This is a genomic window from Kitasatospora sp. NPDC094028 (assembly GCF_049543595.1).
Classification (GTDB): Bacteria; Actinomycetota; Actinomycetes; order Streptomycetales; family Streptomycetaceae; genus Kitasatospora.
Genome location: NZ_JBMVFA010000016.1, coordinates 147,192 through 173,891, shown reverse-complemented (window position 1 = coordinate 173,891; position 26,700 = coordinate 147,192). Strand labels below are relative to the sequence as shown.

The 26,700-nt window shown below is 72.4% G+C and carries 22 protein-coding genes and 1 riboswitch; of the genes, 9 read left to right on the top strand and 13 right to left on the bottom strand.

The window, feature by feature from the left end; all coding sequences use genetic code 11:
• Positions 1-314 precede the first annotated feature (314 nt).
• Genes ACPC54_RS24115 through ACPC54_RS24105 form a run of 3 tightly spaced genes read right to left on the bottom strand, consistent with a single transcriptional unit; the run spans position 315 to position 3,543 of the window.
• Positions 315-1,391 (bottom strand): threonine aldolase family protein, encoded by a 1,077-nt coding sequence (locus ACPC54_RS24115; RefSeq protein WP_498967580.1) that lies wholly within the window; start codon positions 1,389-1,391, stop codon positions 315-317.
• Complete coding sequence (locus ACPC54_RS24110; RefSeq protein WP_498967567.1) at positions 1,388-2,146, bottom strand: SDR family NAD(P)-dependent oxidoreductase; 759 nt, start codon at positions 2,144-2,146, stop codon at positions 1,388-1,390. The genes ACPC54_RS24115 and ACPC54_RS24110 overlap by 4 nt, the downstream gene beginning before the upstream one ends.
• Positions 2,143-3,543 (bottom strand): DUF6421 family protein, encoded by a 1,401-nt coding sequence (locus ACPC54_RS24105; RefSeq protein WP_498967565.1) that lies wholly within the window; start codon positions 3,541-3,543, stop codon positions 2,143-2,145. Before ACPC54_RS24105 ends, ACPC54_RS24110 begins: the two co-directional genes overlap by 4 nt.
• 488 nt (positions 3,544-4,031) lie before the next feature.
• Between ACPC54_RS24105 and ACPC54_RS24100 the strand changes: the two genes are divergently transcribed.
• On the top strand, positions 4,032-4,595 hold the full coding sequence (locus tag ACPC54_RS24100; protein WP_498967563.1) for a DUF5134 domain-containing protein: 564 nt from the start codon (positions 4,032-4,034) through the stop codon (positions 4,593-4,595).
• A 189-nt stretch (positions 4,596-4,784) separates the two neighbouring features.
• Positions 4,785-5,732, top strand: coding sequence for a M56 family metallopeptidase (locus tag ACPC54_RS24095; RefSeq protein WP_498967561.1), 948 nt, complete (start codon positions 4,785-4,787; stop codon positions 5,730-5,732).
• A 74-nt stretch (positions 5,733-5,806) separates the two neighbouring features.
• Here the strand turns inward: ACPC54_RS24095 and ACPC54_RS24090 are convergent, their stop codons facing one another.
• Entirely contained in the window at positions 5,807-6,253 is a 447-nt protein-coding gene (locus ACPC54_RS24090; protein ID WP_498967559.1) for a MarR family winged helix-turn-helix transcriptional regulator, read from the bottom strand.
• Positions 6,254-6,340: 87 nt separating this feature from the next.
• Between ACPC54_RS24090 and ACPC54_RS24085 the strand changes: the two genes are divergently transcribed.
• Positions 6,341-7,897, top strand: coding sequence for an MFS transporter (locus ACPC54_RS24085; RefSeq protein ID WP_498967558.1), 1,557 nt, complete (start codon positions 6,341-6,343; stop codon positions 7,895-7,897).
• 233 nt (positions 7,898-8,130) lie between these two features.
• Complete coding sequence (locus tag ACPC54_RS24080; RefSeq protein WP_498967556.1) at positions 8,131-8,736, top strand: TetR/AcrR family transcriptional regulator; 606 nt, start codon at positions 8,131-8,133, stop codon at positions 8,734-8,736.
• Between the two features lie 117 nt (positions 8,737-8,853).
• Here the strand turns inward: ACPC54_RS24080 and ACPC54_RS24075 are convergent, their stop codons facing one another.
• Positions 8,854-9,720 carry a Sco1979 family transcriptional regulator gene (locus ACPC54_RS24075; RefSeq protein ID WP_498967555.1) on the bottom strand — a complete coding sequence of 289 codons (867 nt, stop codon included), beginning with the start codon at positions 9,718-9,720 and terminating at the stop codon, positions 8,854-8,856.
• 417 nt (positions 9,721-10,137) lie between these two features.
• Here ACPC54_RS24075 and ACPC54_RS24070 point away from each other — a divergent pair, with 417 nt between their 5' ends.
• Positions 10,138-10,659, top strand: coding sequence for an ATP-binding protein (locus tag ACPC54_RS24070; protein WP_498967553.1), 522 nt, complete (start codon positions 10,138-10,140; stop codon positions 10,657-10,659).
• Positions 10,660-10,946: 287 nt separating this feature from the next.
• Here ACPC54_RS24070 and ACPC54_RS24065 read toward each other — a convergent pair whose 3' ends face one another.
• A complete protein-coding gene (locus ACPC54_RS24065) occupies positions 10,947-11,219 on the bottom strand; it encodes a DUF397 domain-containing protein (protein WP_498967551.1) in 273 nt (90 codons plus the stop codon).
• 567 nt (positions 11,220-11,786) lie between these two features.
• Here ACPC54_RS24065 and ACPC54_RS24060 point away from each other — a divergent pair.
• The 3 genes from ACPC54_RS24060 to ACPC54_RS24050 all read left to right on the top strand — a co-directional run bounded on the left by ACPC54_RS24060 (position 11,787) and on the right by ACPC54_RS24050 (position 15,132).
• Positions 11,787-12,734, top strand: coding sequence for a sirohydrochlorin chelatase family protein (locus tag ACPC54_RS24060; RefSeq protein WP_498967549.1), 948 nt, complete (start codon positions 11,787-11,789; stop codon positions 12,732-12,734).
• A gap of 536 nt (positions 12,735-13,270) precedes the next feature.
• A riboswitch (cyclic di-AMP (ydaO/yuaA leader) is annotated at positions 13,271-13,433 on the top strand.
• Positions 13,420-14,751, top strand: coding sequence for a transglycosylase family protein (locus tag ACPC54_RS24055; protein WP_498967547.1), 1,332 nt, complete (start codon positions 13,420-13,422; stop codon positions 14,749-14,751). It overlaps the preceding riboswitch by 14 nt.
• Positions 14,752-14,931: 180 nt before the next feature.
• A complete protein-coding gene (locus ACPC54_RS24050; RefSeq protein WP_498967545.1) occupies positions 14,932-15,132 on the top strand; it encodes a hypothetical protein in 201 nt (66 codons plus the stop codon).
• Positions 15,133-15,220: 88 nt separating this feature from the next.
• On the opposite strand, the gene ACPC54_RS24045 is transcribed toward ACPC54_RS24050, so the two are convergent.
• The 5 genes from ACPC54_RS24045 to ACPC54_RS24025 form a co-directional block, all read right to left on the bottom strand.
• Complete coding sequence (locus tag ACPC54_RS24045) at positions 15,221-16,240, bottom strand: LacI family DNA-binding transcriptional regulator (RefSeq protein ID WP_498967543.1); 1,020 nt, start codon at positions 16,238-16,240, stop codon at positions 15,221-15,223.
• Between the two features lie 25 nt (positions 16,241-16,265).
• Positions 16,266-17,966, bottom strand: a complete 1,701-nt coding sequence (locus tag ACPC54_RS24040; RefSeq protein ID WP_498967542.1) for a glycoside hydrolase family 13 protein — start codon at positions 17,964-17,966, stop codon at positions 16,266-16,268.
• Between the two features lie 52 nt (positions 17,967-18,018).
• Positions 18,019-18,924, bottom strand: a complete 906-nt coding sequence (locus ACPC54_RS24035) for a sugar ABC transporter permease (protein ID WP_498967540.1) — start codon at positions 18,922-18,924, stop codon at positions 18,019-18,021.
• Between the two features lie 69 nt (positions 18,925-18,993).
• Positions 18,994-19,995, bottom strand: a complete 1,002-nt coding sequence (locus tag ACPC54_RS24030; RefSeq protein WP_498967538.1) for a carbohydrate ABC transporter permease — start codon at positions 19,993-19,995, stop codon at positions 18,994-18,996.
• Between the two features lie 97 nt (positions 19,996-20,092).
• Entirely contained in the window at positions 20,093-21,370 is a 1,278-nt protein-coding gene (locus ACPC54_RS24025; RefSeq protein WP_498967536.1) for an extracellular solute-binding protein, read from the bottom strand.
• 308 nt (positions 21,371-21,678) lie between these two features.
• Between ACPC54_RS24025 and ACPC54_RS24020 the strand changes: the two genes are divergently transcribed.
• Positions 21,679-22,197 carry a GNAT family N-acetyltransferase gene (locus ACPC54_RS24020; protein WP_498967534.1) on the top strand — a complete coding sequence of 173 codons (519 nt, stop codon included), beginning with the start codon at positions 21,679-21,681 and terminating at the stop codon, positions 22,195-22,197.
• Here ACPC54_RS24020 and ACPC54_RS24015 read toward each other — a convergent pair.
• Positions 22,194-23,249 carry an aldose epimerase family protein gene (locus ACPC54_RS24015; RefSeq protein ID WP_498967533.1) on the bottom strand — a complete coding sequence of 352 codons (1,056 nt, stop codon included), beginning with the start codon at positions 23,247-23,249 and terminating at the stop codon, positions 22,194-22,196. The two genes, ACPC54_RS24020 and ACPC54_RS24015, sit on opposite strands and share 4 nt — an antisense overlap.
• A gap of 192 nt (positions 23,250-23,441) precedes the next feature.
• Positions 23,442-26,450, bottom strand: a complete 3,009-nt coding sequence (locus ACPC54_RS24010; RefSeq protein WP_498967531.1) for an ATP-binding protein — start codon at positions 26,448-26,450, stop codon at positions 23,442-23,444.
• Positions 26,451-26,700: the final 250 nt, after the last annotated feature.

Sequence of the window (26,700 nt, the reverse complement as noted above, 5' to 3'; positions counted from 1 at the left end):
TCTGAGGCCGGGGATGTCAACATATCTGGCGTTGACTTTTGGCACGCTGTTGAGTTCTCAAGGAACGGACGCTTCCTTCGAGCCGCCTTCCAGCGAGCCCTCCGGGCGCTTCGTTCTTTCGTGTTTCAAGTTTATCAGATGTTTTCCGCTCCGTTTTCCGGAGTTTCATTCATCGGATTCACTTTCCGCGTTGTCGCCCCGGTCTCCCGCGGCGACTCCGGAACTGTACGGGGACGGGCACGTCACATGCAAATCGTCCCGCCCTGCTGGCGCAGGGCGGGACGATCCGTTGCTCGATCCGTTGTTCGGCGCCGTCAGGCGCGGCCGAGCTCCTCGACGATCGCCGCCGCGAAGGCGTCGATGTCGGCCTCCGTGGTGTCGAAGGAACACACCCAGCGCACCTCACCGGTGTGCTCGTTCCAGAAGTAGAAGCGGTAGCGCTTCTGCAGTCGCTCGCTCACCTCGCGCGGGAGGATCGCGAACACCGCGTTCGCCTGGACCGGGCGGATCACCTCGACGCCGTCGATGTCGCGGACGGCCGCCTCCAGCCGGCTGGCCATGGCGTTGGCGTGGCCGGCGTTGCGCAGGTAGAGGTCGCCGGTGAGCAGCGCCTCGAACTGGACGGAGAGGAAGCGCATCTTCGAGGCGAGCTGCATCGAGGTCTTGCGCAGGTACTTGATGTTGCGGACCCGCTCGGGGTTGAGCACCACCACGACCTCGCCGAACAGCAGGCCGTTCTTCGTGCCGCCGAAGGAGAGCACGTCGACGCCCACGTCCGTGGTGAAGGCGCGCATCGGCAGGCCGAGCGAGGCGGCCGCGTTGGCCAGCCGGGCGCCGTCCATGTGGACGAGCATCCCGAGCTGGTGGGCGTGCTCGGTGAGCGCGCGGATCTCGTCGACCGTGTAGAGGGTGCCGAGTTCCGTGCTCTGGGTGATCGAGACGGCGAGCGGCTGGGCGCGGTGCTCGTCGCCGAAGCCCCAGGCCTGCTGGTCGAGCAGTTCGGGGGTGAGCTTGCCGTCCGGGGTGGGGACGGTGTGGAGCTTGATGCCGCCCATCTTCTCGGGCGCGCCGCCCTCGTCCACGTGGATGTGGGCGGACTCGGCGCAGACCACGGCGCCCCAGCGCGGGAGCAGGGCCTGCAGCGAGACCACGTTGGCGCCGGTGCCGTTGAAGACGGGGTAGGCCTCGGCCTTCTCGCCGAAGTGGCGGCGGAAGACGTCCTGCAGGTGGTTCGTGTAGTCGTCCTCGCCGTACGCGACCTGGTGCCCGTCGTTGGCGAGGGCGATCGCGGCGAGGATCTCCGGGTGCACACCGGAGTAGTTGTCGCTCGCGAAGCCGCGGACGGCGGTGTCGTGCCGCCGTATCGCGTCCGTGCGGGCGGGGTGGGTCATCGGGCTGTCAGCCACAGGTGCTGTCCGTTCAGTTCTGCTGCGGGGCGGTCCCAGAGGCCCGCGAGGTGTTCGGCGAGGTCGGCGGTCTCCGTGTACCCGGTGAACTTCGCCTCGGGCTTCTCGGCCCGCATCTCGGGGCTGAGCAGCGCCTTGATGACCAGGATCGTAGCCGCCGCGGTCGGCTCGCCGTCCGGGGACGTGGTCTCCTTCTTGAAGGAGTCGGCCATGGAGAGGGTCCAGGCCTCGCTGGCGGCCTTGGCGGCCGCGTAGGCGGCGCCGCCGGCGGTCGGCTTGTGCGCGGACGAGGCGGAGACGATCGCGTAGCGGCCGGCCTGGCTGCGGACCAGGGCGGGCTGGAAGGCGAGCGAGGTGTGCTGGAGGGTGCGCACCACGGTGTCGTGCAGGAAGTCCCAGTCGTCGAGCCGGGTGTCGAAGAAGGTCTTGCTGCCGCGCCAGCCGCCGACCAGGTGGAAGACGCCGTCGACGTGGCCGTGCTCGGACTCCAGGTGGTCGGCCCAGTCGTGCACCTCCTGCGGGTCGAGCAGGTCGATCACCTGGCCGCTCACCTTGGCCCCGCGGACCGCGATCCGGGTCGCGTCGAGGGCGGACTCCAGGCGCTGGGCGTCGATGTCGGCACCGATCACGGTGGCGCCACCGGCGGTGAGGCGGCGCAGCACGGCGCGCCCGGCCGGGCCACTGGCTCCGGCGACGGCGATGACCTTGCCGGCGAGCTTGGTGTCGGGGGTGGTGGTCACGCAGCAACTCCCTGGATTCCGGCGCCGGTGATTCCGGCGGTGGCGGCGATGACGCCGCTCAGCTTCTTGGCGAGGGCCTCGTAGAACATGCTCAGCGGGAACTCGTCCGGGAGCACGGCGTCGCACAGCGCCTTGTTGAGGGCCTTGCCGTCGGTGAGGTCGAGCGGAAGCGCCTCCGGGCCCTTGGCCCAGGTGGAGGCCGGGTGCGGGGTGAGGTAGCGGGAGACCAGCTGGTAGGCGGCGATCCAGTGGGCCGGCTTGGGCCGGTCGATGCCGTCGCGGTACAGGGTCTCGATCTCGGCGCAGAGCGCGTTGGTGACCTGCGGGGCGCGCTCCCAGTCGATGGTGAGGCGGTTGTCGCGCCACTGCAGGGCGTCGTTCTTGTGCAGGTAGGCGAAGAGCAGCTGCCCGCCGAGGCCGTCGTAGTTGCGGACGCGGTCGCCGCTGACCGGGAAGCGGAACAGCCGGTCGAAGAGGATCGCGTACTGGACGTCGCGGGCGTGCGGGTTGCCCTCGGTCTCCAGGTTCACCGCCTCCTTGAAGGTGGTGAGGTCGCAGCGCAGCTCCTCCAGGCCGTACATCCAGAACGGGCTGCGCTGCTTGATCATGAAGGGGTCGAACGGCAGGTCGCCGTGGCTGTGGGTGCGGTCGTGCACGAGGTCCCACAGGACGAAGGTCTCCTGCGCGCGCTGCTGGTCCTGGAGCAGGCCCTCGGCGTCGGCCGGGATCTCCAGGCCGAGCTGGTGGACGGCGCTGGTGGTCACGGCGCGGAAGCGGGCGGCCTCGCGGTCGCAGAAGATGCCGCCCCAGGTGAAACGTTCGGGCGCCTTGCGCACGGAGACCGTCTCGGGGAAGAGGACGGCGGAGTTGGTGTCGTAACCGGCGGTGAAGTCCGTGAAGGTGATCGGCACGAACATCGGGTTGTCGAAGCGGGTGCGCTCCAGCTCGGCCAGCCAGTCGGGCCACACGACGCGCAGCAGGACGGCTTCCAGGTTGCGGTTCGGGTTGCCGTTCTGGGTGTACATCGGGAAGACGACGAGGTGCTCCAGGCCGTCCTCGCGCTGGTCGGCGGGCTGGAAGGCGAGCAGCGAGTCCAGGAAGTCGGGCTCCCGGTAGCCGGTGTCGGCCCACTTGGCGAGGTCCGCGTCGACGGCGGCCAGGTAGGCGGCGTCGTGCGGGAAGTTCGGGGCGAGCTCCTGCACGGCGGCGCGGACGGTGTCCACGAGCGGGTCGACGGTGTGCCGCTGGACCTCGGACAGGTCGATGGAGCCGTCCTTGGACTGCAGCGGTCTGAGCGTCTCGACGGCCTCCTTCAGGCGCTGCCAGGCCGGGTGCGCGGCGAGGGGGGAGAGCGGAGCGTCGGCCGCCACAGCGAGCCTTGGCGAAAGATTCTGCATCGTGGACTCACTTCGACAGGAGTTATTTCGACGTGGACACCATAAGTACGAAAGGTTCTCTCGTTCAAGGGGGGCCCGACCGACAATGTTCCGGCATGGCGCCGGTCCGGCCGTGAATCGTCCGGCGGGAGGCCCGTTCGCCCAACGGGTGGACGCCGGGCCGGCACGGCGGGGCCGGGCGGGGCGTTGGGGCGGGACGCCGGGCGGCTGCGCGGCCGCTGTCGCCGGTCCGGCGCCGGGGCACCGCGGACGCGGGCCCGTACGCCGACCATGCCGCGTGTGTTCGGCCGCCGCCACCGGGGGCGGCGGCCCGGGAGCGGTGGCCCGGGGGCGGCGGCCGCGCCGACCCGCGCGGCCCCCTGCGGGCGCGCGGGCGCCGGGGGCTCCACCACGGTGGGCACCACCGTGCGCCCCCGTACGCGCCCTGGCCCCGCCCGGACCCTGGCGGTGATCGTGGACGCGACGACCGTCGCCCCGGGAGGCCGCCGTTGCACGAACCCACCCTGGTCAACTGGCTCCTCGCCCTCCTCACCGCCGCCGCCGGCGTCTCCTGCCTGGCCCGGCTGCGGCATCCCGCCCGCGCCACCGCCCCTTCCTGCGCCGCGGCCGGACCGCTCGCCCGGGAGTCGGACGCGGCCGACGCGCTGATGGGCCTCGGCATGGCCGCGATGGCCGTCACCGGGGCCGCCGTCCCGGCCGCCGTCTGGGCCGGGCTGTTCGGTGTGCCCGCGGCCGCCTTCCTGCTCGCCGCCGTCCACGCCCCGGCCGGGCGGGCGCACCGGCTGCACCACGCGGTCGGCGCGCTGGCCATGACGTACACCGCGCTCGCGATGACCGCGCCGTCCGCCGCGCACCACCACCACGCGGCCGCCCTCGGCACGCCGCTGCTGACCGGCGCCCTGCTGCTCTACTTCGGCGGGTACACGCTGTGGGCCGGCTCCCGGCTGCTTCGCACCCCCGCCGGCACCCTCGCGCTCGGCACCACCGGGCTGCCGCAGGCCTGCCGGCTCACCATGGGCATCGGCATGTTCGCCATGCTCCTGACCATGTGACGCCCGCACCGGCCCCTCGCCGAGCGCGCACCCGGTTACCCCGCCGAACCGCCCCGTACACACAATCTCCGCTCCAGCGCGTGTCGTTGGTCACTGGCCGGTTGAAACCCGTTCCACCGGGCGGCGGCAGCGCATAGGTTGGCGGGGAGCGCGTTGTCGCGTTCCGTTCGCACTCGGGGAGCCCATGCGATGACTGCCCTGATCAGCCTGCTGCTGCTCGGACTGCTGCTCTCGACCGTCGCGCCCCGGCTGCTGGCCCGGGCCCGCTGGGTGGAGCGCGAACCGGTGCTGGCGCTGCTGGTGTGGCAGTGCCTCGTGGTGGCGGTGCTGCTGTGCTGCGCGCTGGGCCTGGTCCTGGCCGCCTCGGCCGCCCTGCCCGCGCTGCGCACCCTGGTGTTCACCGGCGCCCCGCACGGCGTGGAGGCCGCGTACGGTCTGCAGAACGCCGAGGGCTGGGGCCGGCTGTGCGCCGCGGTACTGGCGGCCGGCGGGGTGCGGACGGTGTTCGCGCTCACCCGCGAGATCCGGGCGGCGAAGGCGCTGCGCGACCGCAGGCACGCCGAACTGTCCAGCTGGGCTCCGGAGTTGCCGGAGTCGATCGCGACCGCCCGGAGCCGCAGGGAACGCCTGGTGGTGCTGGAGAACGTCCGGCCCGAGGCGTGGTCGCTGCCGGGCCCGGACTCCCGGCTGGTGGTCACCACCGGCGCCCTCCAGCAGCTGACCGACCGGGAGCTGGCCGCCGTGCTGAGCCACGAGCGCGGGCACGTCCGGGCGCGGCACGACTGGCTGAAGCAGTTCGCCCAGGCGCTCGTCTCGGGCTTCCCCGGGATCGGCGTGTTCCGCGCCTTCCGGGACCAGGTGGAGGAGCTGGTCGAGCTGGCGGCCGACGACCGGGCCGCGCGCCGCCACGGCCGGCACACCACCGCCCTCGCGCTGGCCGAACTCAACCTGGACCGCGGGGTGTTCGGCGCCTGCCCGCCCGGTCTGGCGCAGTCCCCGAAGCGGGTGGACCGGCTGCTCGCGGGCCGGCCGCGGCTGACCGTCGCGCACCGGCTGCGGCTGACCGCCCTCGCGCTCGCCGCGCCGGCGGCGGCCGTCCTGCTGGCCTTCGCGCCGGGCCTCAACTCGCTGCACTGACACGTCGGGGGGCGGCGCCGCGGCGCTGTGGCACCGCGCCGACCGGCGCTCGAACCGGGAAGACCGACGGACGGTCAGCCCGTACAGGCCCCGCCGGTCGAACCGGCCGCGCCGTCCGCCGGACCGCCGAGGTGGCGCCCGAGGACCTCGCGGTGCAGCGGCCTGGCCTGCTCGTACCGCTCGCGCCCGGCCTCGGTCAGGGCGATCACGACGCCCCGCCGGTCGAGTTCGCACATGGCGCGGGTGACCAGCCCGGCCTTCTCCAGCCGGGCGATCAGCCGGGACAGGGCGCTCTGGCTGAGGTGGACGGTGGGGGCGAGGTCGCTCACCCGCAGGGCCGGTAGGCCCTCCGAGACGCAGCCCTCCACCAGGTGCTCCAGCACCTCGAACTCGCTCATGCCCAGCCCGTGCCGCTCGCCGAGCTCGCGGTCGAGCGCGCAGGCGGTGGTGGCACGCAGGGCCAGCAGCTCGCGCCACTGCGCGACGAGGTCGGCCTGGGCCGGGGAGTCGAGTTCAGCCACGGCGCCACCCTAGCAGATGCACGTGAACCTAATGCGTTCACATCTAATTCATTTGCATTGGATGCATGTGCATGTACTGTCCTCCCCATGACCACCGCGACCGCCACGTCACCCGACGCATCGTCAACCAGCGGGCTGAACTGGACTCCCCGCCTCTGGGGCACCCTGATCGTGCTCTGCGCCGCCATGTTCCTGGACGCCCTGGACGTCTCCATGGTCGGCGTCGCCCTCCCCTCCATCGGCTCCGAGCTGAACCTGTCCACCTCCACCCTCCAGTGGGTGGTCTCCGGCTACGTGCTCGGCTACGGCGGCCTGCTCCTGCTCGGTGGGCGCGCGGCCGACCTGCTCGGCCGCCGTCGCGTCTTCCTCGTCGCCCTCGGCGTCTTCGCCGCCGCCTCGCTGGTCGGCGGCCTGGTCGACGACGGCGCCCTGCTGATCGGCGCCCGCTTCCTCAAGGGCGTCAGCGCCGCGTTCACGGCCCCGGCCGGACTGTCGATCATCACCACGACCTTCGCCGAGGGCCCCGCCCGCAACCGCGCGCTCTCCATCTACACCACCTGCGGCGCCAGCGGCTTCTCGCTCGGCCTGGTGCTCAGCGGCCTGCTCACCTCGGTCGGCTGGCGCTGGACCTTCCTGATGCCCGTCCCGGTCGCGCTGCTGGCCCTGCTGGTCGCCGTCCGCCTGCTCCCCCGCCCGGTCGAGGAGCGCGCCAAGGGCGGCTACGACGTGCTCGGCGCCATCACCGGCACCGCCACGGTGCTGCTGCTGGTGTTCACCGTGACCGAGGCGCAGGGCGCCGGCTGGCTCAGCCTGCGCACGCTCGGCTCGCTCGCCGTGGTCGCCGTGCTGGCCGCCGCCTTCCTCGCCATCGAGAGCCGCGCCGCCCACCCGCTCGTGCGGCTCGGCATCTTCCGCAACGGCTCGGTCGCCCGGGCCAACCTCGTCGCCTTCGCGATGGCCGGCGCGTACGGCGGGTTCCAGTTCGTCGTGACGCTCTTCCTGCAGCACCTGCTCGCCTGGTCCGCCCTGAAGATGGCGCTCGGTCTGCTGCCGGCCGGTGCGATGATCGCGCTCTCCGCCCCGTTCATGGGCAAGGTGGTGGACCGCTTCGGCACCGGCCGCCTGCTGCCCCTCGGGCTGCTCTCGCTGACCGCCGCCTTCGCCCTCTTCCTGCGGCTGGACGAGCACAGCTCCTACCCGGTGCTGGTGCTGCCCTCGATGGTGCTGCTCGGCGTGGGCTTCATGCTCGCCTTCCCCTCGGTGAACATCGCCGCCACCAACGGCGTCGCCGACGAGGAGCAGGGGCTCGCCTCCGGGCTGGTCAACACCGCGATCCAGGTCGGCACCGCCGTCGTCCTGGCCGGCGCGACCGCGATGATCACCGCCGGCAGCGCGGGCGGCGACAGCCCGCAGGCCCAGCTGGACGGCTACCGGCCGGCGCTGCTCTTCGTCACGGCGGTCTCGCTGGTCGGCCTGGTCATCGCCGCGGCCGGCGCCCTGCTGGACCGTCGCCGCGAGTCCGCCGCGGTCCCCGCGCCCGCCGCCCTGACCGTTCCGGCCGGGACCGTCGCGGGTGAAAGCGTCCCGGGTGGCGGCGTCCCGGCCCCGGAGCACGTCCGGGACGCGGTCCTGACCAGGAGCTGAGTCGCGGTCCGCGAGCGCCGGTCCCCGGCCTCGGGCCTCCGAGCGAATGGCGCCGACTCCACCAAACCCCCGTGTTGGTGGAGCCGGCCGTCCTCGTGGCGGCCGACCGCGCGGCGCCCTCCGGGGGCGCGGTCCACGGTGCGGCTGCCGGCTCCGCCAGTATATTGGCTCGGAGCCAATGAACATTCGGAGCAGTCACGATGGCACCTCGCGGGGATTCGGTCAATGAGGAGATGCGGCAGCGGTCCCGCCGACGCATCATGCGGGCCACCGTCGAACTCGTTGACCAGCGCGGATACGCGGGCACCACGCTCGCCGACATCGCCGAACGCGCCGGGCTCGCACGGGGGTTGCTCTCGTACTACTTCGACGGCAAACGGCTGCTGATGCAGGCCGCCACGCACCGGCTGATGCACCAGGCGCTCGCCGGCGCACTGGCCGACCTGGCGCCGGACGCCTCCCCCGAGGCCCGGCTCGCCACCGCGATCGACGCCGTCCTCACCCTGGCGCTGGACCACCCCCGGGTGATGCGCTCGCACCTGGCGCTGATCCTCGACCCTGACACCGGCGCCTTCGTCCAGGATCCGGAGCAGCAGCGGCTCGGCGCGATCCTGCAGGACCTGCTGCACGACTGGGGCGCACCGGACCCGGCCGCCGCGCACGCGGTGCTGCGCAGCGCGCTGATGGGCGGCTGCATCGGGGTGCTGCTGCCGGGCGCCGAACTCTCGCTCGCGCCGATCCGGGCCGACCTGTTCGGCCGCTACGACCTGCCCTGGGGGCTGGGCCGCCCGCCGCAGCCGCTGCCGCCGGAACGCGAACGGCCGCCGGCCCGCGGTTGACGGCGGGTGGGCGGCTGCGGGGAGGACGTCGCGAGGGCGTCGCGCCCCCCGGGCCCGGCTCCCGGGCGCTCAGCGGTCGTTCGGCTCAGCGGTCCGGCGGTTCGGCGCTCCGGCGGTTCAGCGTTCCTTCAGTATCGAGGCGAGCAGGTCTATGGTGCGCTCCGGCGTGAGGCTGTCCACGCAGAGCCGCTCCATGACCTGGACGTAGGCGTCGACGTCGTCGCGCTTGTCGAGGTAGAGCGCGCTGGTCAGCTGCTCCAGGTAGACGACGTCGGCGAGGTCCTGTTCGGGGAAGCGCAGGATGGAGAACGCCCCGGACTCGCCCGCGTGCGCGCCGAACCGGAACGGCATGACCTGGATCACCACGTTGGCCTGCTCGGCGACGTCGATCAGGTACTGCACCTGACTGCGCATCACCTTCGGCCCGCCGACCGGGCGGCGCAGCGCCGCCTCGTCGATCACGGCCCACAGCCGCGGGCTGGCGCCCTCGGTCAGCAGTTTCTGGCGGCGCATCCGGAGGCTGACCCGGCGCTCGACCTCGTCGTCGCACAGGGCCGGCCGACTCTGGCCGAAAACCGCGCGTGCGTACTCCTCGCACTGCAGCAGCCCGGGGATGAACTGCACCTCGTAGGTGCGGATCAGCTGGGCCGCCTCCTCCAGACCGACGTAGGTCTGGAACCAGCCCGGCAGCACGTCGTTGAAACTGTGCCACCAGCCGGACTTGTTGGCCTCGCGGACCAGCCCGAGCAGGGCCTCCCGCTCGCCGCCGTCGTCCACGCCGTAGAGGGTGAGCAGGTCGGCGACGTCGCGCTCCTTGAAGCTGACGCGGCCGAGTTCCATCCGACTGATCTTGGACTCGGACGCGCGGATCGCGTAGCCCGCGTCCTCGCGGGTGATGCCGCGACTCTCTCGCAGCCTGCGCAGCTGCGAGCCGAGGAGGATTCGGCGGACCATCGAGCCGCCGCCCGGCTGAACTGTGGTCATGCGGTCGAAACCTCCACCTAGGGCAAACAGCGCACAGTCTGCCATCAGTTGAGCGCTCACGGTGCCGATACTGACGGATGTTCCTATCAGTTCTGCACTCCGCACACCAGGATGCACGTGCATTCGGCGCTTGCATATGCCAATAGTGCGACTGCACGTGAATCGACTCTTGCATCTGCAGTGAGCGCACACCACCATGGTGCACGTGCACCTGCACATCCCTGGCAATCCCGCGGGCTCCGCGTCGACCCCACGCGCGACTCCGTGCACCCACCCGTCGGCGTCCCCCACGCAGGCGGGTGTCCGAGTGCGCGCGCGCCTGGTCGAGGGGCGGCCGTGCGGCCGAGCGAGTCGGAGGTGACCGGCATGACCCCGGCGGGTCCAGCCGTGTCCGCCCCCTTATGGGAGGAGCTCTTCATGAGCACCGGTACGGCTTTGGCGGTTGACCCCCATGTGGTCACCTGTACGCTCGCTCCTCGCTTCGAATCCGTCAGAACCGCGCGCGACTTCGTCCGGGCCGCTCTCGAACGCTGGGACCTGACCGAGCTGTTCGACGACGTCGCGCTGGTCGCCTCGGAGCTGGTCACCAACGCGCTGCGGCATGCGATCGGCGCACGGCCCGACCCGACGGGCGGCGCCCAGGGCGAGTACGACTTTCCCACACAGCCGGCCCCCGAGGGCCGGCTGCCGATCCGAATAAGCCTCGTGCACCGCGCCCCGCAGGTGGTGTGCGCGGTCAGCGACCCGAGCTGTCTCGGGCCGGTGGCCCGGGAGGCGGACTTCGTCGCGGAGTCCGGTCGCGGGCTGCACCTGGTGGAATCGTTCAGCCGCTCCTGGGGCTGGCACCCGCTGGGCAGCGGCAAGGTGGTCTGGGCGATGTTCGAAGCGGAGCCCGCGGTCGGCTCCGAAGCCGGCGGACGGCACCGACGCTCCGCCTAGCGCAGGGCGCCGCGCGGACGGCGGCGGGCGAGGCCCCGGGAGGACCACACCCCGGGCGCCGGCGGGCGCACGCGCCCGGCCGGTCAGGGGCGGCACCCGCGCGCAGCGGTGCGGCGGGCGCGGCGGACGCCCCGGGCACCGCGAGCACGGCGGACACCACGGCCGTGCCGGACCCCGCAGGAAACACCCCCGGAACCAGGGGTACCGGAGCACCGGCTCCGGACAAGTCAAAGGCCGTCGTGGTGTCAGCACCCACGACGGCCCCCCGATGGCGAAGCGGCCCCCCGTCAGACCGCCAGGTGGTCGAACTCCCCGTCCTTGGCCCCCAGCAGCAGGGCGGCGATCTCCGCCCGGGTGTAGATGAGCGCCGGGCCGTCCGGGAAGCGCGAGTTGCGCATCGCCACGTCGCCGCCCGGCAGGGCGGCGAATTCGACGCAGTTGCCCTGCGAGTTGCTGTGCCGGCTCTTCTGCCAGACGACCCCCGTGAGATCGGCGGCGGCCATCCCGTTGTAGGGGCCGCACGAGCCGTGCGTGTGCTGCGAGTCCTGCGAGTCGTGCATAGAAATCTCCCGAAGAGATCCGGAGTTGTCGTCCGGCGCGGCGCCCCCGGCACCCACCGAACGATCGGACCGGCCCCGTACCGGCCCGGTACAACGCCTCACTTGACGCGATGATAGCTGCAGTGCACGTGCATCAGCACGGGACGTTGCAGGTGCACGAGGCTTTCTTTCCATGCCCCGAACTCTTCACGGACCCTTCTCCTGACGGTATGTAAACGGACAAACGCCACTGAATCGCCAGCGGTCCGATGACCGGCCGTGAGCGGCCCTCCGCTGAATGTTGATCTTCGACCGCCGGGAGTCGCACCCCCGTGACCCTCTGTCAAACCGGTCCGGCCCTGTGAAACATCTCACTCGCCACGGCTGCAACGCCGGGCCCCTCGCGCCGCGTCATCACTCTCCGGTCCCCTGCGGCCCCGGGCGAGGGATTGGGGAGGTTTTCGTCCGGATTGCCGGGAAATCTCCCGATCCGGCGGGGGTGGCGCACAGGCCCGGCACGGAGCGCACGCGAAACCCGTCCGGCAGCCGACTGCAGGCCTGACGGGGCGATGTCCTACGATCTCCGGCATGAGCACCGCAGCCATTCCGGGCGCGCCACTGCCCGTCCGCACTCCAGGCTCCCGTGCGCGGGGGCGCCATCGCCGTCCCGAGCGCCCCGAGATTCCGACCGGAGCCCCGGCCCTGGTGCTGGCCGTGCCCGCGACCGCCGGGCCCGAGTCCCGCTCGGTCGTCGAGGAACTGCTGTCGATCGTCCGCAGCGAGCAGAACGGCGTCCAGGCCGCGGCCGGATACCTCACCGGTGACGGCGAGGCGGCCGACAGCGAGGACCGCACCGTCGCCGAGCTCCTGGCCGCGACCGCCGAGGCCGGCCTGCCCGCACCCGTCGTGGTGCCGCTGGTCTCCGGTCCGCACGACTTCCTGACCGGGCTTCACGCCCTCGCCGCCGAGTACGGCGCGACCGTCACCGACGCGCTGGGCCCGCACCCGCTGCTCGCCGAGGGCGTGCACGTGCGGCTGTCCGAGGCCGGACTGGCCCGCGCCGACCGCGCCCGGCTGTTCGCCATCGCCACCGCCGCGGACGGCGTCGTCCTCACCACCGCGGGCGGCGAGGACGCGGCCGCCGCGGCCGGCATCACCGGCGTGCTGCTCGCCGCCCGGCTGGCCGTCCCGGTCGTCGCCGCCGCGCTCGACGTGCCCGGCTCGGTCGCCGCGGCCGTGGACCACCTCAAGGAGACCGGCTCCCAGCGCCCGGCGCTGGCCCCGCTGGTGATCGGCCCCGAGGCGGACTCCGAGCTGCTCGCCACGGCCGCCGAGGAGACCGGCTGCCCGTCCGCCGCGCCGCTCGGCGCCTACCCGGCGGTGGCGCAGCTGATCGCTTCCACCTACCTGGCCGCGCTGCCCACCCCCTCGCCGGAGGAGCTGGCCCAGGCCGAAGCCGAGGCCGCTGCCGCCGCCGAGGCCGGGGAGGGCTCCCGTGGCGCCCACGCGGCCGCCCAGGGGCCCGTGGAGGCCTGACGGGCCGCCCGCACCCCCGTCGTACGCCCGAGGGCCCGGAACGTTCGCGTTCCGGGCCCTTTCGGCTGCCCGCGCGCGGACGGACGGGCCGGGCGGCCGAGCGGGCCGGGCAGGCCGGGCAGGCCGGGCAGGCCGGGCAGGCCGGGCAGGCCGACGAGGAAGCGTCGAACGCGCGGGCCGCGAAAGGTTATGTCCGTTCTGCGCGATTTATGGGCGAATAGACCGGCGCCCGATTTACCGCCGCTCCCCCGCCGCAAAAGCGCGCTCCCATCCGCACTCCCCCGCGCCGCCCCGCACCCCGACGCTCCGTCACGCCTTTCCTGAGGCGGAGCCAGTTGTGGGAATTCACCGCCGGATTGCCGAAAAACGATCATTTGCGATCTTGATTTGCAGCCCATTCGACAGTTTTCGCTAAACCGTGATGCGCATCACACTGTTTGCGGATTTCCCTTAATTCTGCTTAACGTGCTCCCCGTTCGTGACCACACGGACCCAGTTCATCCGCAACGCCGAGTCCTGCCGTCGGATGTCCTGGCAGCGCGAAAACGCACCACGGCAGGAGCGGGGGACCCACAGGTAAGTCGCCCCGGACCGTTCCCCGGAACGGTTCTGGGCTAGGGGTGAAGCCGCGCTCACCGCGCGGCCGGGCAACTCCAGCCCGAATCCGACAGCTCACCTCGCAGGCGTGGGAGAGGACCGCGTCTTCATGCTGCCCACCAACGGCACCCGCCTGTCCAGCCGCACCCGTCGCGTGATCGCCGCCCTCGGCGTCGCCGGCATCGGCCTCACCGTCCCCTGCCTCACCACCGGCACCGCCTCCGCCGCGTCCGTCGCCACCTGGGACAAGGTCGCCCAGTGCGAGAGCAGCGGCGACTGGAGCATCAACACCGGCAACGGCTTCTACGGCGGCCTGCAGTTCACCTCCAGCACCTGGGCCGCCTTCGGTGGCACCGCCTACGCCCCGCAGGCCAACCAGGCCACCAAGGACCAGCAGATCGCCGTCGCCGAGAAGGTCCTCGCCTCGCAGGGCCCCGGCGCCTGGCCCGTCTGCTCCATCCAGGCCGGCCTGACCCAGGGCGGCACCCCCGCCGCCGTCGACACCTCGGCCGGCACCGCCCCCAAGGCCGCCGCCAAGCCGGCCGCCAAGCCCGCCCAGGCCCCGGCCGCGCCGGCCGCCAAGCCCGCCGCGCCCGCCCCGGACCAGGCCGCCGCCGACACCGCCAAGAGCGGCTCCACCACGAGCGACTGGGCCAAGGGCGCCTGGGCGCAGAAGCGCCAGCCGCAGGCCCCCGGCAGCGACTACACCGTCGTCGACGGCGACTGGCTGTCCTCGATCGCCGCCAAGCACAACGTCCAGGGCGGCTGGCAGCACCTGTACGACCTGAACCGCGCCACCCTGACCCAGGGTCCGGACACCATCTACCCGGGCCAGCACCTGAGCTTCGGTGACGAGGCCGCCGCCCCGGCGGGCCAGTCCTCCACCGACAAGTCCGGCTCGGGCTTCAGCTGGTTCGACCGCTCGCAGCAGTCCGGCCAGGCCGCCACCGGCGGTGCCGTGAACGCCAAGCCGACCGCGCAGGAGCAGACCTCGCCGAAGCAGACCGCGCAGGCCGCCAAGCCCGCCGCCCCGGCCCAGACCCAGGCCCCGGCCGCGACCGGCAGCATGGCCGCCGCGATCTCCTTCGCCAAGGCCCAGGTCGGCCAGGCCTACGTCTACGGCGGCACCGGCAACGGCGGCTGGGACTGCTCCGGCCTGACCCAGGCCGCGCTGCGCGCCGCGGGCATCTCGGTGCCGCGCGTCGCCGCCGACCAGGCCGCCGCCAGCACCCACGTCTCGCTGGACAGCCTGCAGCCGGGCGACCTGCTGTTCTGGTCCAACAACGGCCAGGACTCCGGCGTCTACCACGTCGCGATCTACATCGGCGGCGGCCAGTACGTCGAGGCCGCCAACCCCAGCGTCGGCGTGCGCCTGCAGACCGTCGCCAACTGGGCGCCGGACTTCGCCGGCCGCGTCTGAGCCCGCCGGCTGACAGCTGACGGCTGACGGCCGGGGAACCGGCGCCACGACGCCCCCGGGGAGAGCCTGCCCGCTCCTCCCCGGGGGTTCTGGCGCGTTCCGGTGCCGGGACGATCGCCGCTGTGGTGGAACGGAGCCCCAAGGGGCATGCTGCTGCTCTGCACCCGAGGAGGAGTCACCATGGCCCAGGTCACCGTCACCATCGATGCGAACCTCGCGATCGACGTGATGATGCTCGCCGGAACGAAGAACCCGCAGGACGCCGTCGAACTGGTCCTGCGCGACTACCTGGCCCGCGGCCGACGCACCGAGATGCGCACCGGCGACGCCACGGACGGCCACCGGCTCACCATGGACCGCCCGCCCGCGCAGGAGGGCTGAGCCGGGCGCGGCCGGCCGGACCGCACGACGACGGGCCCCGGAGAGCAACCGCTCTCCGGGGCCCGTCCGTTGGGCTTTCCCGCCGCCGTCAGCGCGCGCAGGCCCCGGTGGACCCGCGCATCACCAGCTCCGGCTGGAACATGAACTCCCCGCGCTGCCCGGCGTTCGAGCCGACCTCCTCCAGCAGCGCGTCCACCGCGGCCGTGGCCATCGCCTCGACCGGCTGGCGGATCGTGGTCAACGGCGGCTCGGTGAAGGCGATCAGCGGCGAGTCGTCGAAGCCGACCACCGACACGTCGTGCGGCACCGACAGCCCGCGCTGGCGCACCGCCCGGATCGCCCCGAGCGCCATCATGTCGCTGCCGCAGACGATCGCCGTGCAGCCCTTGTCGAGCAGCGCGCCGGCCGCCGCGTGCCCGCCCTCCACGCTGAACAGCGTGTGGTGGACGAGCCCTTCGGCCTCCTCCGCGCTCAGCCCCAGCACCTCGCGCAGCGCGGCCGTGAAGCCCTCGATCTTGCGCAGCACCGGCACGTACCGCTTCTGCCCGACCGCCAACCCGATCCGCTCGTGGCCGAGTTCGGCCAGGTGCTGGACGGCCATCCACATCGCGGCCCGGTCGTCCGGCGAGATGAACGGCGCGTCGATCCGCTCGCTGTAGCCGTTGATCAGCACGAACGGCACGCCGCGCCCGGAGAGGCGGGCGTAGCGGTCGTGGTCGGCGGTGGTGTCGGCGTGCAGTCCGGAGACGAACACGATGCCCGCCACGCCCCGGTCGACCAGCATCTCGACCAGTTCGTCCTCGGTGGAGCCGCCCGGCGTCTGGGTGCAGAGCACCGGCGTGTAGCCGTGCCGGCTGAGCACCTGCTCGATCACCTGCGCCAGCGCCGGGAAGATCGGGTTGCTCAGCTCCGGCGTGATCAGCCCGATCAGCCCGGCGCTGCGCTGGCGCAGCCGGGTCGGCCGCTCGTAGCCGAGCACGTCGAGCGCCGCCAGCACGGTCTGCCGGGTGGCGGCGGAGACGTTCGCCTTGCCGTTGAGCACGCGGGAGACGGTGGCTTCGCTGACCCCCGCCTGCGCTGCGATGTCTGAGAGTCGCGCCGTAGTCACGGGCCCAGAGCCTATTGCACCCACGTCAGACCGCCCACCAGCCGGTGCTGTCCGGAGCGAGCACCGTCTCGCCGCCGTCCACCACGAGGTCGGTCGAGCCGAGCAGCAGCCGCCCGGGCGCGGTTATCCGCACCGGCTGCCCGGTGGTGTTGACCGTGCAGACGAAGGAGCCGCGACGGAACGCGAGGGTGCCCTCGGGGGCGTCCAGCCATTCGACCTCGGTGCCGGCGCCCAGGTCGGGCTGGGCCCGGCGGACGGCCAGCGCGCTGCGGTAGAGCTCCAGGGTGGAGGTCGGGTCGCCGGTCTGCGCCTCGACGCTGAGCCCGGCCCACTCGGCCGGCTGCGGCAGCCAGGACGGCCCGCCCGCGACCGGTCCGAAGCCGTACGGGGCCTCGGTGCCGGACCACGGGATCGGGACGCGGCAGCCGTCGCGGTAGCCGTCCTGCCCGGCCTGGCGGAAGAACGACGGGTCCTGGCGGACCTCGTCGGGCAGGTCGGTGACGTCCGGCAGGCCGAGCTCCTCACCCTGGTAGACGTACGCGGAGCCGGGCAGCGCGAGCATCAGCAGAGTGGCCGCGCGGGCGCGGCGCAGGCCGAGTTCGCGGTCGCCGGGGGTGCGGATCTGGGTGCCGAGGCCGGGCTCGTTGGCGAAGCGGGTGGCGTGCCGGGTGACGTCGTGGTTGGACAGCACCCAGGTGGTGGGGGCGTCGACCGGGCGCATCGAGTCGAGCGACAGGTCGATCACCTCGCGCAGCGCGGCGGCGTCCCAGTCGGTGCCCAGGTACTGGAAGTTGAAGGCCTGGTGCAGCTCGTCGGGGCGGACGTAGTTGGCGGTGCGCTGGACGGTCGGGGTCCAGGCCTCGGCGACGCCGATCCGCTGGCCCGGGTACTCGTCGAGGATCGCGCGCCAGCTGCGGTAGATCTCGTGCACGCCGTCCTGGTCGAAGAACGGCATGACGTCGTTGCCGAGCAGCTTGAGCTGGTCGGCGCCGCCGATGTCGGGCAGGCCGGGGGCCTTGACCAGGCCGTGGGCGACGTCGATGCGGAAGCCGTCCACGCCCATGTCGAGCCAGAACCGCAGGATCGAGCGGAACTCGTCGGCGACGGCCGGGCTGTCCCAGTTGAAGTCGGGCTGCTCGGGGGCGAACAGGTGCAGGTACCAGTCGCCGGGGGTGCCGTCCGGGTTCTCGGAGCGGGTCCAGGCCGGGCCGCCGAAGATGGACTCCCAGTCGTTGGGCGGCAGTTCGCCGTTCTCGCCCTTGCCGGGGCGGAAGTGGTAGCGGTCGCGCAGCGGGGACGCGGGGCCCTCGCGCAGGGCGCGCTGGAACCACTCGTGCCGGTCCGAGGAGTGGTTGGGGACGAGGTCGACGATGACCCGCAGGCCGAGCCGGTGGGCGTCCCGGATGAGGTCGTCGGCGTCGGTCAGGTCGCCGAACATCGGGTCCACGGCACGGTAGTCGGCGACGTCGTAGCCGGCGTCCGCCTGCGGCGAGGCGTAGAACGGCGAGAGCCAGACGGCGTCCACGCCGAGGTCGCGCAGGTAGGGCAGGCGGCTGCGGACGCCGGGCAGGTCGCCCATGCCGTCGCCGTTGGAGTCGGCGAAGCTGCGCGGGTACACCTGGTAGATGACCGCGTCCCGCCACCAGCCTCTGGACGCGCCGGCGGTCGCCTCGTGAGCGGTGGCGTCGGCGGCGGGCCGGGAGGTGTCGGCCAGGTTCTGGGTCATGGACGGAATCCCTTGGGGACTAGTGGGGAGCGCTGGAAGTACGGCGGGAGCGTCAGGACTTGGAGGCACCGGCGGTCAGGCCGGTGACCAGGTGGCGCTGCACCAGGTAGAAGAAGGCCGCGGACGGGATCGCGATCAGCACGGCGGTCGCGGCCATCAGGTTCCACTGGGCGTCGTGCTCGCTGACGAAGGTCTGCAGGCCGACGGCCAGCGTGTACTTGTCGGAGCTGAGCATGAAGGTGGAGGCGAACGGCACCTCGGCCCAGTAGGTGAGGAAGGAGTAGAACGCGGCGACCGCCAGACCCGGGCGGGCCAGCGGCAGCACCAGCCGCCAGAAGGTGCCGAACGGGCTGAGCCCGTCGACCCGGCCAGCCTCGTCGATCTCCACCGGGATGGTGTCGAAGTAGCCCTTCAGCAGCCAGGCGCAGTACGGCACGGTGGTGGTCGAGTAGACCAGGATCAGGCCGGTGTAGCTGTCGAGCAGGTTGAGCTCGGAGAGCATGGTGTACATCGGCACGATCAGCACCGCGATCGGGAACATCTGGGTGACCAGCAGCGACCACATCAGCGGCTTGTGCCCGGGGAACTTCATCCGGGAGACGGCGTAGCCGGTGGTGGCGGCGAGCAGCACGCCGAACACGGTGGTGATGCCGGAGACCAGCAGGGCGTTGCCGAACCAGGTGAAGAAGTCGGTGTCGCCGAGCACGTGCTGGTAGTTCGACAGGGTGAGCTTGTCGAGGATCTGGCCGGGGTGGAGGTAGTCCGTCTTGTCCGGGCCGAGCGAGACGAAGAGGATCCACCCGATCGGGAACAGCGCGATCAGGCTGGTCAGGATCAGGACGCCGTGGGACAGCGCCTTCGACAGCGGGCTGCTCTCGCCGCGCGGGCGGAACTTGGCGGGCCGGGCGGCCGGCGCCGCGGCCGCCGCGGGGGCGGGGCGTTCGGTGGTGGTGGTCATCGGGGGTACCTGCCTTCGGGGGTCGACTGGGTCCGGGGGCTCGGCCGCGGGTGCGCGGCGGTCGGCCGGCTAGCCGTTGGCCTGCTCGTTGCGGGCGAGCCAGCGCCGGTAGAAGGCGGTGAAGACGATCAGGATGGACAGCAGGATGACGCCGTACGCGGCGGACTGCGCGTAGTCCGCGGGGATCTGGCCGAAGCCGAGGCGGTAGGCCCAGGTGACCAGCAGCTGCGCGTCGGGGGCGCCCTTGCCGAACAGCAGGAAGATGACGTTGAACTGGTTGAACGTCCAGATCACGCCGAGCAGCACGACGGTCGAGGAGACGCTGCGCAGCCCGGGCAGGGTGATGTGGCGGAACTGCTGCCAGCGGGTGGCGCCGTCCATCTCGGCGGCCTCGTACAGCTCGCCCGGGATCGACTGCAGGCCGCCGAGCAGCGAGATCATCATGAACGGCACGCCGGCCCAGGTGTTGACCAGGATCGCGGCCGCCTTCTGCGCCCACGGGTCGGTGAGCCAGCCGGGCTCGGGCAGGTGGAGGGCGCCGAGCATGCTGTTGACGACGCCGCCGTCGGAGAGCATCAGGCGCCAGGAGAAGACGGTGACGAAGGTCGGGACGGCCCACGGGAGGATGAGCAGCATCCGGTAGCCGGCCCGCCCGCGCAGCTTCTTGTTGAGCAGGACGGCGAGGCCGAGCCCGAGGGAGTAGTGCAGGGCGACGCAGATGCCCGTCCACGCGATGGTCCACACGAAGTGGGACCAGAAGCGGTCGTACGAGCCGGGGCCCCAGAGGATGTCGGCGTAGTTGTGGAAGCCGATGTACTGGTAGCTGGCCGGGATCTCGTTGACGCCGATCTTGCGGGCGATGTTGAGGCTGTTGGCGTCGGTGAGGGTCAGCCAGATGCCTTCGGCGAGCGGGTAGAGCACCAGCACGCCGAGCACCAGCACGACCGGGGCGATCATCGCGTAGGCGTACCAGTGCTTGGCGTAGGAGCGCTTGAGGCGTTCCCACGGTCCGGGACGCTGCTCGCGCTCCCGGCTGCCCTTGCCGGTGGCGCCCTGCACGGCGACTGACATCGTTTGCACCTTCTCGGGGATTCTTGGGGAAGCAGGCGGCCTCGGGTGAGCCGAACGGCCCGGCCTGCCGTACGGTCGGCAGGCCGGGCGCGGGGGACTACTTGGCGAAGCCCGGCAGGAGCTTGGCGTAGTCGGTGGAGACGGTGTTCAGCGCGTCCTGGGTGCTGGTGCCCTGCAGGGACTTGCCCAGGTTCTCGCCGAGCGAGGAGAACAGCGAGCTGTACTCGGGCAGTTCGGGGCGCGGCTTGGCGCTGGGCAGGATCGCCTGGAAACCGGCGATGCCCGGGTCGGCCTTGACGTCCGCGGTGAAGGCGTCGGAGCGGGTCGGCAGGGTGGAGTTCTTCTGCGCGATGAAGGCCTGGCTCTCGGCCGAGGTCATGAAGGCGGCGAACTTCTCGGCGGCGGCCTTGTGGGCCTTGTCGGCGCCGGCGTAGACGGAGATGTTGTGACCGCCGGTGGGGGCGCCGGACTTGCCCGCGGAACCGCCCGGGACGGCGGCGATGCCGAGGTTCTTCTTGTCGGCGAAGGCGGAGCCCTTGTAGATGTTGGTGATCTCCCAGGGGCCCTGGATGATCGCCGCGACCTTGCCGCTGTTGAAGGCGTCCATCATGTGCGCGTAGGCGTCGGTGGTGACGTCGGCCTTGGCGGTGCCGGGCGAGGTGAACATCGACTTGTAGGTCTCGACGGCCTTGACGGCCTCCGGCGAGGTGATGGTGATCTTCTTGCCGGCGGCGTCGACGGTGTCGGTGCCCTCGCCGAACAGGAACGGCATCGCGTAGTAGCCGTCCGCGGCCTTCAGCCAGAAGCCGTCCACGCCGGCCTTGTCCTTGATGGCGGCGGCGTCGGTCTTGAGCTCGTCCCAGGTCTTCGGCGCCGCGGTGATGCCGGCCTTGGCGAAGAGCTCCTTGTTGTACATCAGGCCGAGGGTGTCGGTGACCAGCGGCACGCCGTACAGCTTGCCCGCGTACTGGGCCTGCTGGACCAGGCTGGGCTGGAAGGTCGACATGTCGGCGGCGGCCGGGGTGCCGTCCAGCGGCTCCAGGAAGCCGGCCTTGGCGAAGGCCGCGGTCCAGCCGACCTCGGAGCGGAACACGTCCGGAGCGCCCTTGGCCCCCATGGCGGTCTGGAGCTTGTTCTGCGCCTGGTCGAAGGGGACGTTGACGAAGTCCACCTTGACGTTCGGGTTGGCGGCCTCGAACTTCTTGACCAGTTCCTGGTAGTTCGGCGCCTCGTTGGTGGCGTTCGAGGTGTCCCAGTACGTGAGGGTGACCGGCCCGTCGGCCTTGCCGTCCGAGCTGGAGCCGCTGCTGCCACAGGCAGCCATCGAGGCCGCGAGGGCCACAACGAGGGCAGAGGCCGCGATGCCACGCCGCATGAGAACTCCTTGGAGGGTGGGGGTGCCCGAGATGTAAGAAGACAGGCGCATAATGGCTGCCTCGTCCGACCGCACCGTTGCTGCCGTCGGGCTCGGGAAGGAAGTTAACAGCGGTGAAAGATCGACGGAAAGTCCTTGCAGCAAGTTTCTGCAAGAAACCGCGATCGTTACAGCCGCGTGTCCTGGACGTAGCCGCACGGTAGTTGACGGCCGCACCGAATGACCCACTTCGTCCGATTCACCCCGCTCCCCCGTGGCCGACTGCACCACCGTGCGTGGCCGGAAGCCGCCTGCAGCAGACTGGACGCATGCGCATCAGAGCCGTCACCGAGGACGAACTGCCGCTGCTCGTCGAACTGGAACGGGCCGCCGGAGCGCCCTTCGCCGCCATCGGCATGCCGGAGATCGCCGAGGACGACCCGGGAACGCCCGGGGAACTGGCCCACTACCTGCACGACGGCCTCGCTCTGGCGGCCGTCGTGGACGGGACGATCGCCGGCTACCTGCTCGCCGAGCCGGTGGACGGCGCCCTGCACATCGAGCAGGTGTCCGTGCACCCCGCGCACGCCCGCCGGGGCATCGGCCGGGCACTGATCGACCACCTCGCCGCCACCACCGACGCCCCGGCGCTCACCCTCACCACCTTCGCCGACGTCCCCTGGAACGCCCCCTACTACGCCCGGCTCGGCTTCCGCCCGCTGGCCGACCGGGAGCTCACCCCCGGCCTGCGCGAGATCCGCCGGCAGGAGGCCGCGCACGGCCTGGACCGCTGGCCCCGGCTCTGCATGCGCCGGGACCTGCCCCGCCGGTCCGTCCGCCCCGCCTAGTTGGTCCCGAACCGCAGCACGGTCGTCGAGCGGAACTCCTCGCCCGGCCGCAGCACCGTGCTCGGGAAGGCCGGGTGGTGCGGGGAGTCCGGGAAGTGCTGGGTCTCCAGCGCGATCCCGGCGAACGGCCCGTACGGGACGCCGCTCGCGCCGGTGACCGCGCCCTGGAACTTGTTCGCCGTGTAGACCTGGATGCCCGGCTCGGTGGTCAGCACCTCCAGGGTGCGGCCGCCGGCCGGCTCCTCCAGCAGCGCCGCCCGCGCCGGGGTGCCGTCCGCCGGCCGCGGCCGCAGCACCCAGTTGTGGTCGTAGCCGCCGGGCCCGGCCAGCTGCGGGTGGTCGTCGTGCACCGCCTTGCCGATCGGGGTGGCCGTGGTGAAGTCGAACGGCGTGCCGGCCACCGGTTCGATCCGCCCGTATGGGACCTGCCGCTCGTCGGCCGGGGTGTAGCCGTCCGCGTCCAGGGTGAGCAGGTGGCCGAGGACGTCGCCGCAGCCCTCACCCGCGAGGTTGACGTAGGCGTGGTTGGTCAGGTTGACGACGGTCGGCCGGCTGGTCACGGCGCGGTAGGCGATCACCAGCTCGCCGTCCGCGTCCAGGGTGTACGTGACGGTGACGTCCAGCGCGCCCGGGAAGCCCTGGTCGCCGTCCGGGCTGTGCAGCCGCAGCCGTACCCCGCCCTCGACCTCCTCGGCCGCCCACATCCGGTTCGCGAAGCCGTCCGGGCCGCCGTGGATGGTGATCCCGCCGCCGGTGGGGGCCAGCGGGTACTCCTCGCCGTCGAGGGTGACGGTGGAGCCGTCGATCCGGTTGGCGTACCGCCCGACCACCGTGCCGTAGTGCCGAGCCGGGCCGAGGATCTGCGGCAACTCGTCCGTCGCCAGCAGCACTTGGGCGCTGCGGCCGGCTCGGTCCGGCGCGTCCAGGGTGTGCAGGGTGGCGCCGAGGGTGAGCACGCTCGCCCGGTACGGGCCCGCGGCGAGCGTCCAGCGCCCGATCTCCGCGCCCGCGCCGGAGGGGGCGAGCGGAACGCGTCGCACGCTGGTGGCCATGGCCTGCTCCTCACTGGCGGCCGCGGCGCGGCCACCCGGTTCCGGTCCGTCCGGGGGCGCGGCGGCCGCCCGGCCTCGTCAGCCTAGGGCTTGTCGGACGAGCCCTGGCGACGGCGGTGGGGCCGGGGGCGCTTCCGCGCCCGTACGCGCCGCCCGGTCACCACCGACCGCCCCTGCTCGCCCGTCGGTCCGTCAGTCGTCCGACTCCTCGGCCCCGGCCGGGCGGTCCGACTCCTGCGGCTGCGTCGGCAGCCCGAGCGCCGAGGCCAGCCCGTCCGGCCCGCTGCCCGCCTTGCGGTACACCGCCGCCAGCCGCCGGTTCACCAGGCTCAGCTGCAGGCCCAGCTCCTCGGCGATCCGCTGCGGCGGCACGCCCCGCGCCGCCCGCCGGGCGACCTCCCACTCGGGGCCGCTGAGCGTGTCCAGGGTGTCCCGGAAGTCGCGCAGCCCCAGCCGGTTGGGCCGCAGGCCGTAGTTGGCCAGCTCCTGCCGGGCGCGCTCGACCAGCCGCTCCGCCGAGCAGTGCTGGGCGAGTTCGATGCCCTGGTACAGGTACTCCTGGGCGTCCTCCAGCCGCCCGACCCGGCGCAGCGCGGCCCCGAGGTCGACCAGCGCGACGGCGTGCTCGTACCCGGCCGGGGACTGCCCCAGGTACTCGACGGCCTGCTCCAGCAGCTCGACGGCCTGCTGGCCGTCCTCGATCCGCGCCTGCAGCCGCAGCGCGCTGCCGATCGCCGAGGCGGTGCCGAAGGTGCGGGCGTCCCGGACGGCCCGCTGCGCGTAGTCGCGGGAGCGCTCGGGCTCGTCGGCGGCGATCGCGATGGCGAGGTGGCCGGCCCAGGGCGCCCAGACGGTGTTGTGCCAGCCGCGGACCTCCAGCTGGGCGCCGGCCTCGGTGAGGGCGGCGGCCGCGCCGGCGTAGCGCTTCTTGGCGATGAGCAGCTTGCCGTACAGCGAGGCGGCGTCCGGCAGCACCATGGCGGTGGAGTGGTACGGCGGGTGGAAGCCGAACTCGTCGGCCAGCTCCCAGGCCTCCTCGACCCGGCCGCGGGCCAGCAGGGTGTCCACCAGCACGCCGACCGCGTCCCAGGCGAGCGGCAGGCGGGGCCCGATCCGCTCGGAGATCCGGTACGCGCGGCGCAGGAAGTCCTCGGCCTCGGCGAGCAGGCCGCGGCGGAACCGGGCCAGGCCCATCAGGAAGTAGGCGAAGCCCCGGTGGGCGCCGCTCCAGCCCGCCACCTCGAACTGGATGATGGCGTCCGCGAACAGCCTCTCGGCCTGCGCGATGCGGTCGTTGTAGATGTAGGTGAGGCCGAGCATCGCGGGCAGTTCGAAGCCCCACATGGTGTCGGTCCAGCCGAGGCCCTTGGGCAGCCGGCCGCCGTCCAGGACCTCGTCGGCGAGCGCCAGCGCGTCCGCGGAGGGCTTGCCGCGCAGGGTCAGGTCCCAGGCCCGCATGGCGAGCACGGCCCGGTCGGCGGCCTCGCGGCCGGCCAGGCCGTCGGACATCTCCTCCAGCCGGGCGGAGCGGCCGGGGCCGTCCTCCTCGGACTTGCGGAAGGCGTGCCACATGAACGAGGCCGCCTGGAGCCGCTGCCGCCCGGCCGGGTCGGCGGTCTGCCGCGCCTCCTCCTGGCAGACCAGGGCGGCCTGGCCCAGTTCGCCGCTGTGCGCGAGCACTTCGGAGAGCCGGAAGGTGGCGTCGACGCGCAGTTCGGGGCGCAGCGGCCCCTCGTCCGGGTCGAGGGCGAGCCTGAGCTGGTTGACGGTGGCGACGGGGTCGGTGAGCAGTGCGGAGCAGCCGAGTTCGTACAGCACCTCGGTGCGGATGTCGTCGGCGGGCGGCTCGTCGAGCGCGCGGTGCAGGCAGCGCTGGGCGGCCTCGGGGGCGCCGATCAGCTGGTGTTCGACGGCGGCGCGGCGCAGCTTCTTGACGATCCGGTCGTCGCCCTCGCCGGCGTGGGTCTCGACCAGGTGGCGGGAGGCGGCGAGCAGGCCGAGCCCGGCGTTCTCGATCTCGACGGCGGCGATGCCGTGCATGCCGAGGCGGGTGGCGTCCGGCATGGTGTTGTAGATCGAGCTGCCGATCAGCGGGTGGACGAACTCCAGGTTCCCGTTCGGGGCCTGGGTGAGGACGCGCTGCTTGCGCAGCTGCTTGATGGACTCGCGGGCGCCCTCGGCGCTCTGGGTGGAGATCCGGGTGGCGAGGTCGATCCGGATGTCGGTGCCCAGCATGGCGCAGGCCCAGGCGAAGCGCAGGGTGGTGGCGCCGAGCCGGTCGAGCCAGCTCTTGAGGGTCATCCCGGTGGCGTCGACGGCGAGTTCGCGCAGCTGGCGGGAGTTCTCCTCGACGGGTTCGAGCTCCTGGTCGCGGACCTGGTCGAGGAGGGCGACGACCTCGAAGGGGTTGCCGTTGACGACGTTCCAGAACTCGTAGCAGAAGGCGTCCTCGGCCCGGTCGCCGAGTTCGGCCCGGATCATGTCGGTGACGGACGTCAGGTTGAGCCGGTTGAGTTCGTGCTTGCGGCCCTTGAGGCCGAGGACGCTGCGGCGGAACTCCGGGCTCTCGGGCCAGTCGCTCTCGTCCTCGCGGTAGGCGAACACGAGCAGGACCGGCAGTTCGCCGGAGCGGACGGCGAACTTGGTGAGCCAGGCCAGGGATTCGGCGTCCGCCCAGTGCAGGTCGTCGACGATCATCACCATCGGGGCGCGGCGCGGCGCGAGCTGGGTGAGGACGTAGTCGAGGCCGTCGCGCACGCCCTGGGGGTCGAGGCGGCGGGCGCCGGCCTTGGGCTGCTTGAGGCCGATGGCCGGTCCGACGACCTCCTCCCAGGTGCCCATGACCTGGCGGAACTCGTCGGGCCTGAGTTCGCTGAGCACGGGCTGCAGGAGCTGGCGGAGCACGTGGTAGGGCTCCTTGAGCTGGCGTTCGCCGCCGCGGGCGAACAGCACGGTGGCGCCGTCGCGGAGCTTGGCGATCCGGCGGACCTCGTGCAGCAGGCTGGTCTTGCCGATGCCGGGGCGGCCGGAGAAGGCGAGCAGGTCGCCGATCTCGGTGCCGCCGGCGGCGAATTCGCGGCAGAGCCGGTCGACGGCCGCTTCCACGGAGCGCAGTTCGGAGTCGCGGTCGCGCAGCCTGATCCGTGGGGCGTCGCCGCCCGGCCCGGCGCCCGTCCGAAGTTCGTTGCCCTGCTCGGTCACCGTCGCGCCTCCGCCTCGCCGATCCCGTCACTGCACGATCACTGCTCGTGCAGCCGAGGTTAGCGCTGCGTGCGGTCCGCCGTGTGACATTCGCGCAGGCTGGGACGGGCGGTGAGGGTTCGGACGGCTTGCCGGGGGCAATTGCCCTATATCCCTAACGTCCGATCATTCCATCAGATACCCTACGGCCCTCAAGACGCAGATGATCTTGCGTCACCACCCTGGCCCGCGGGGCCCCGCCGCGTCAACT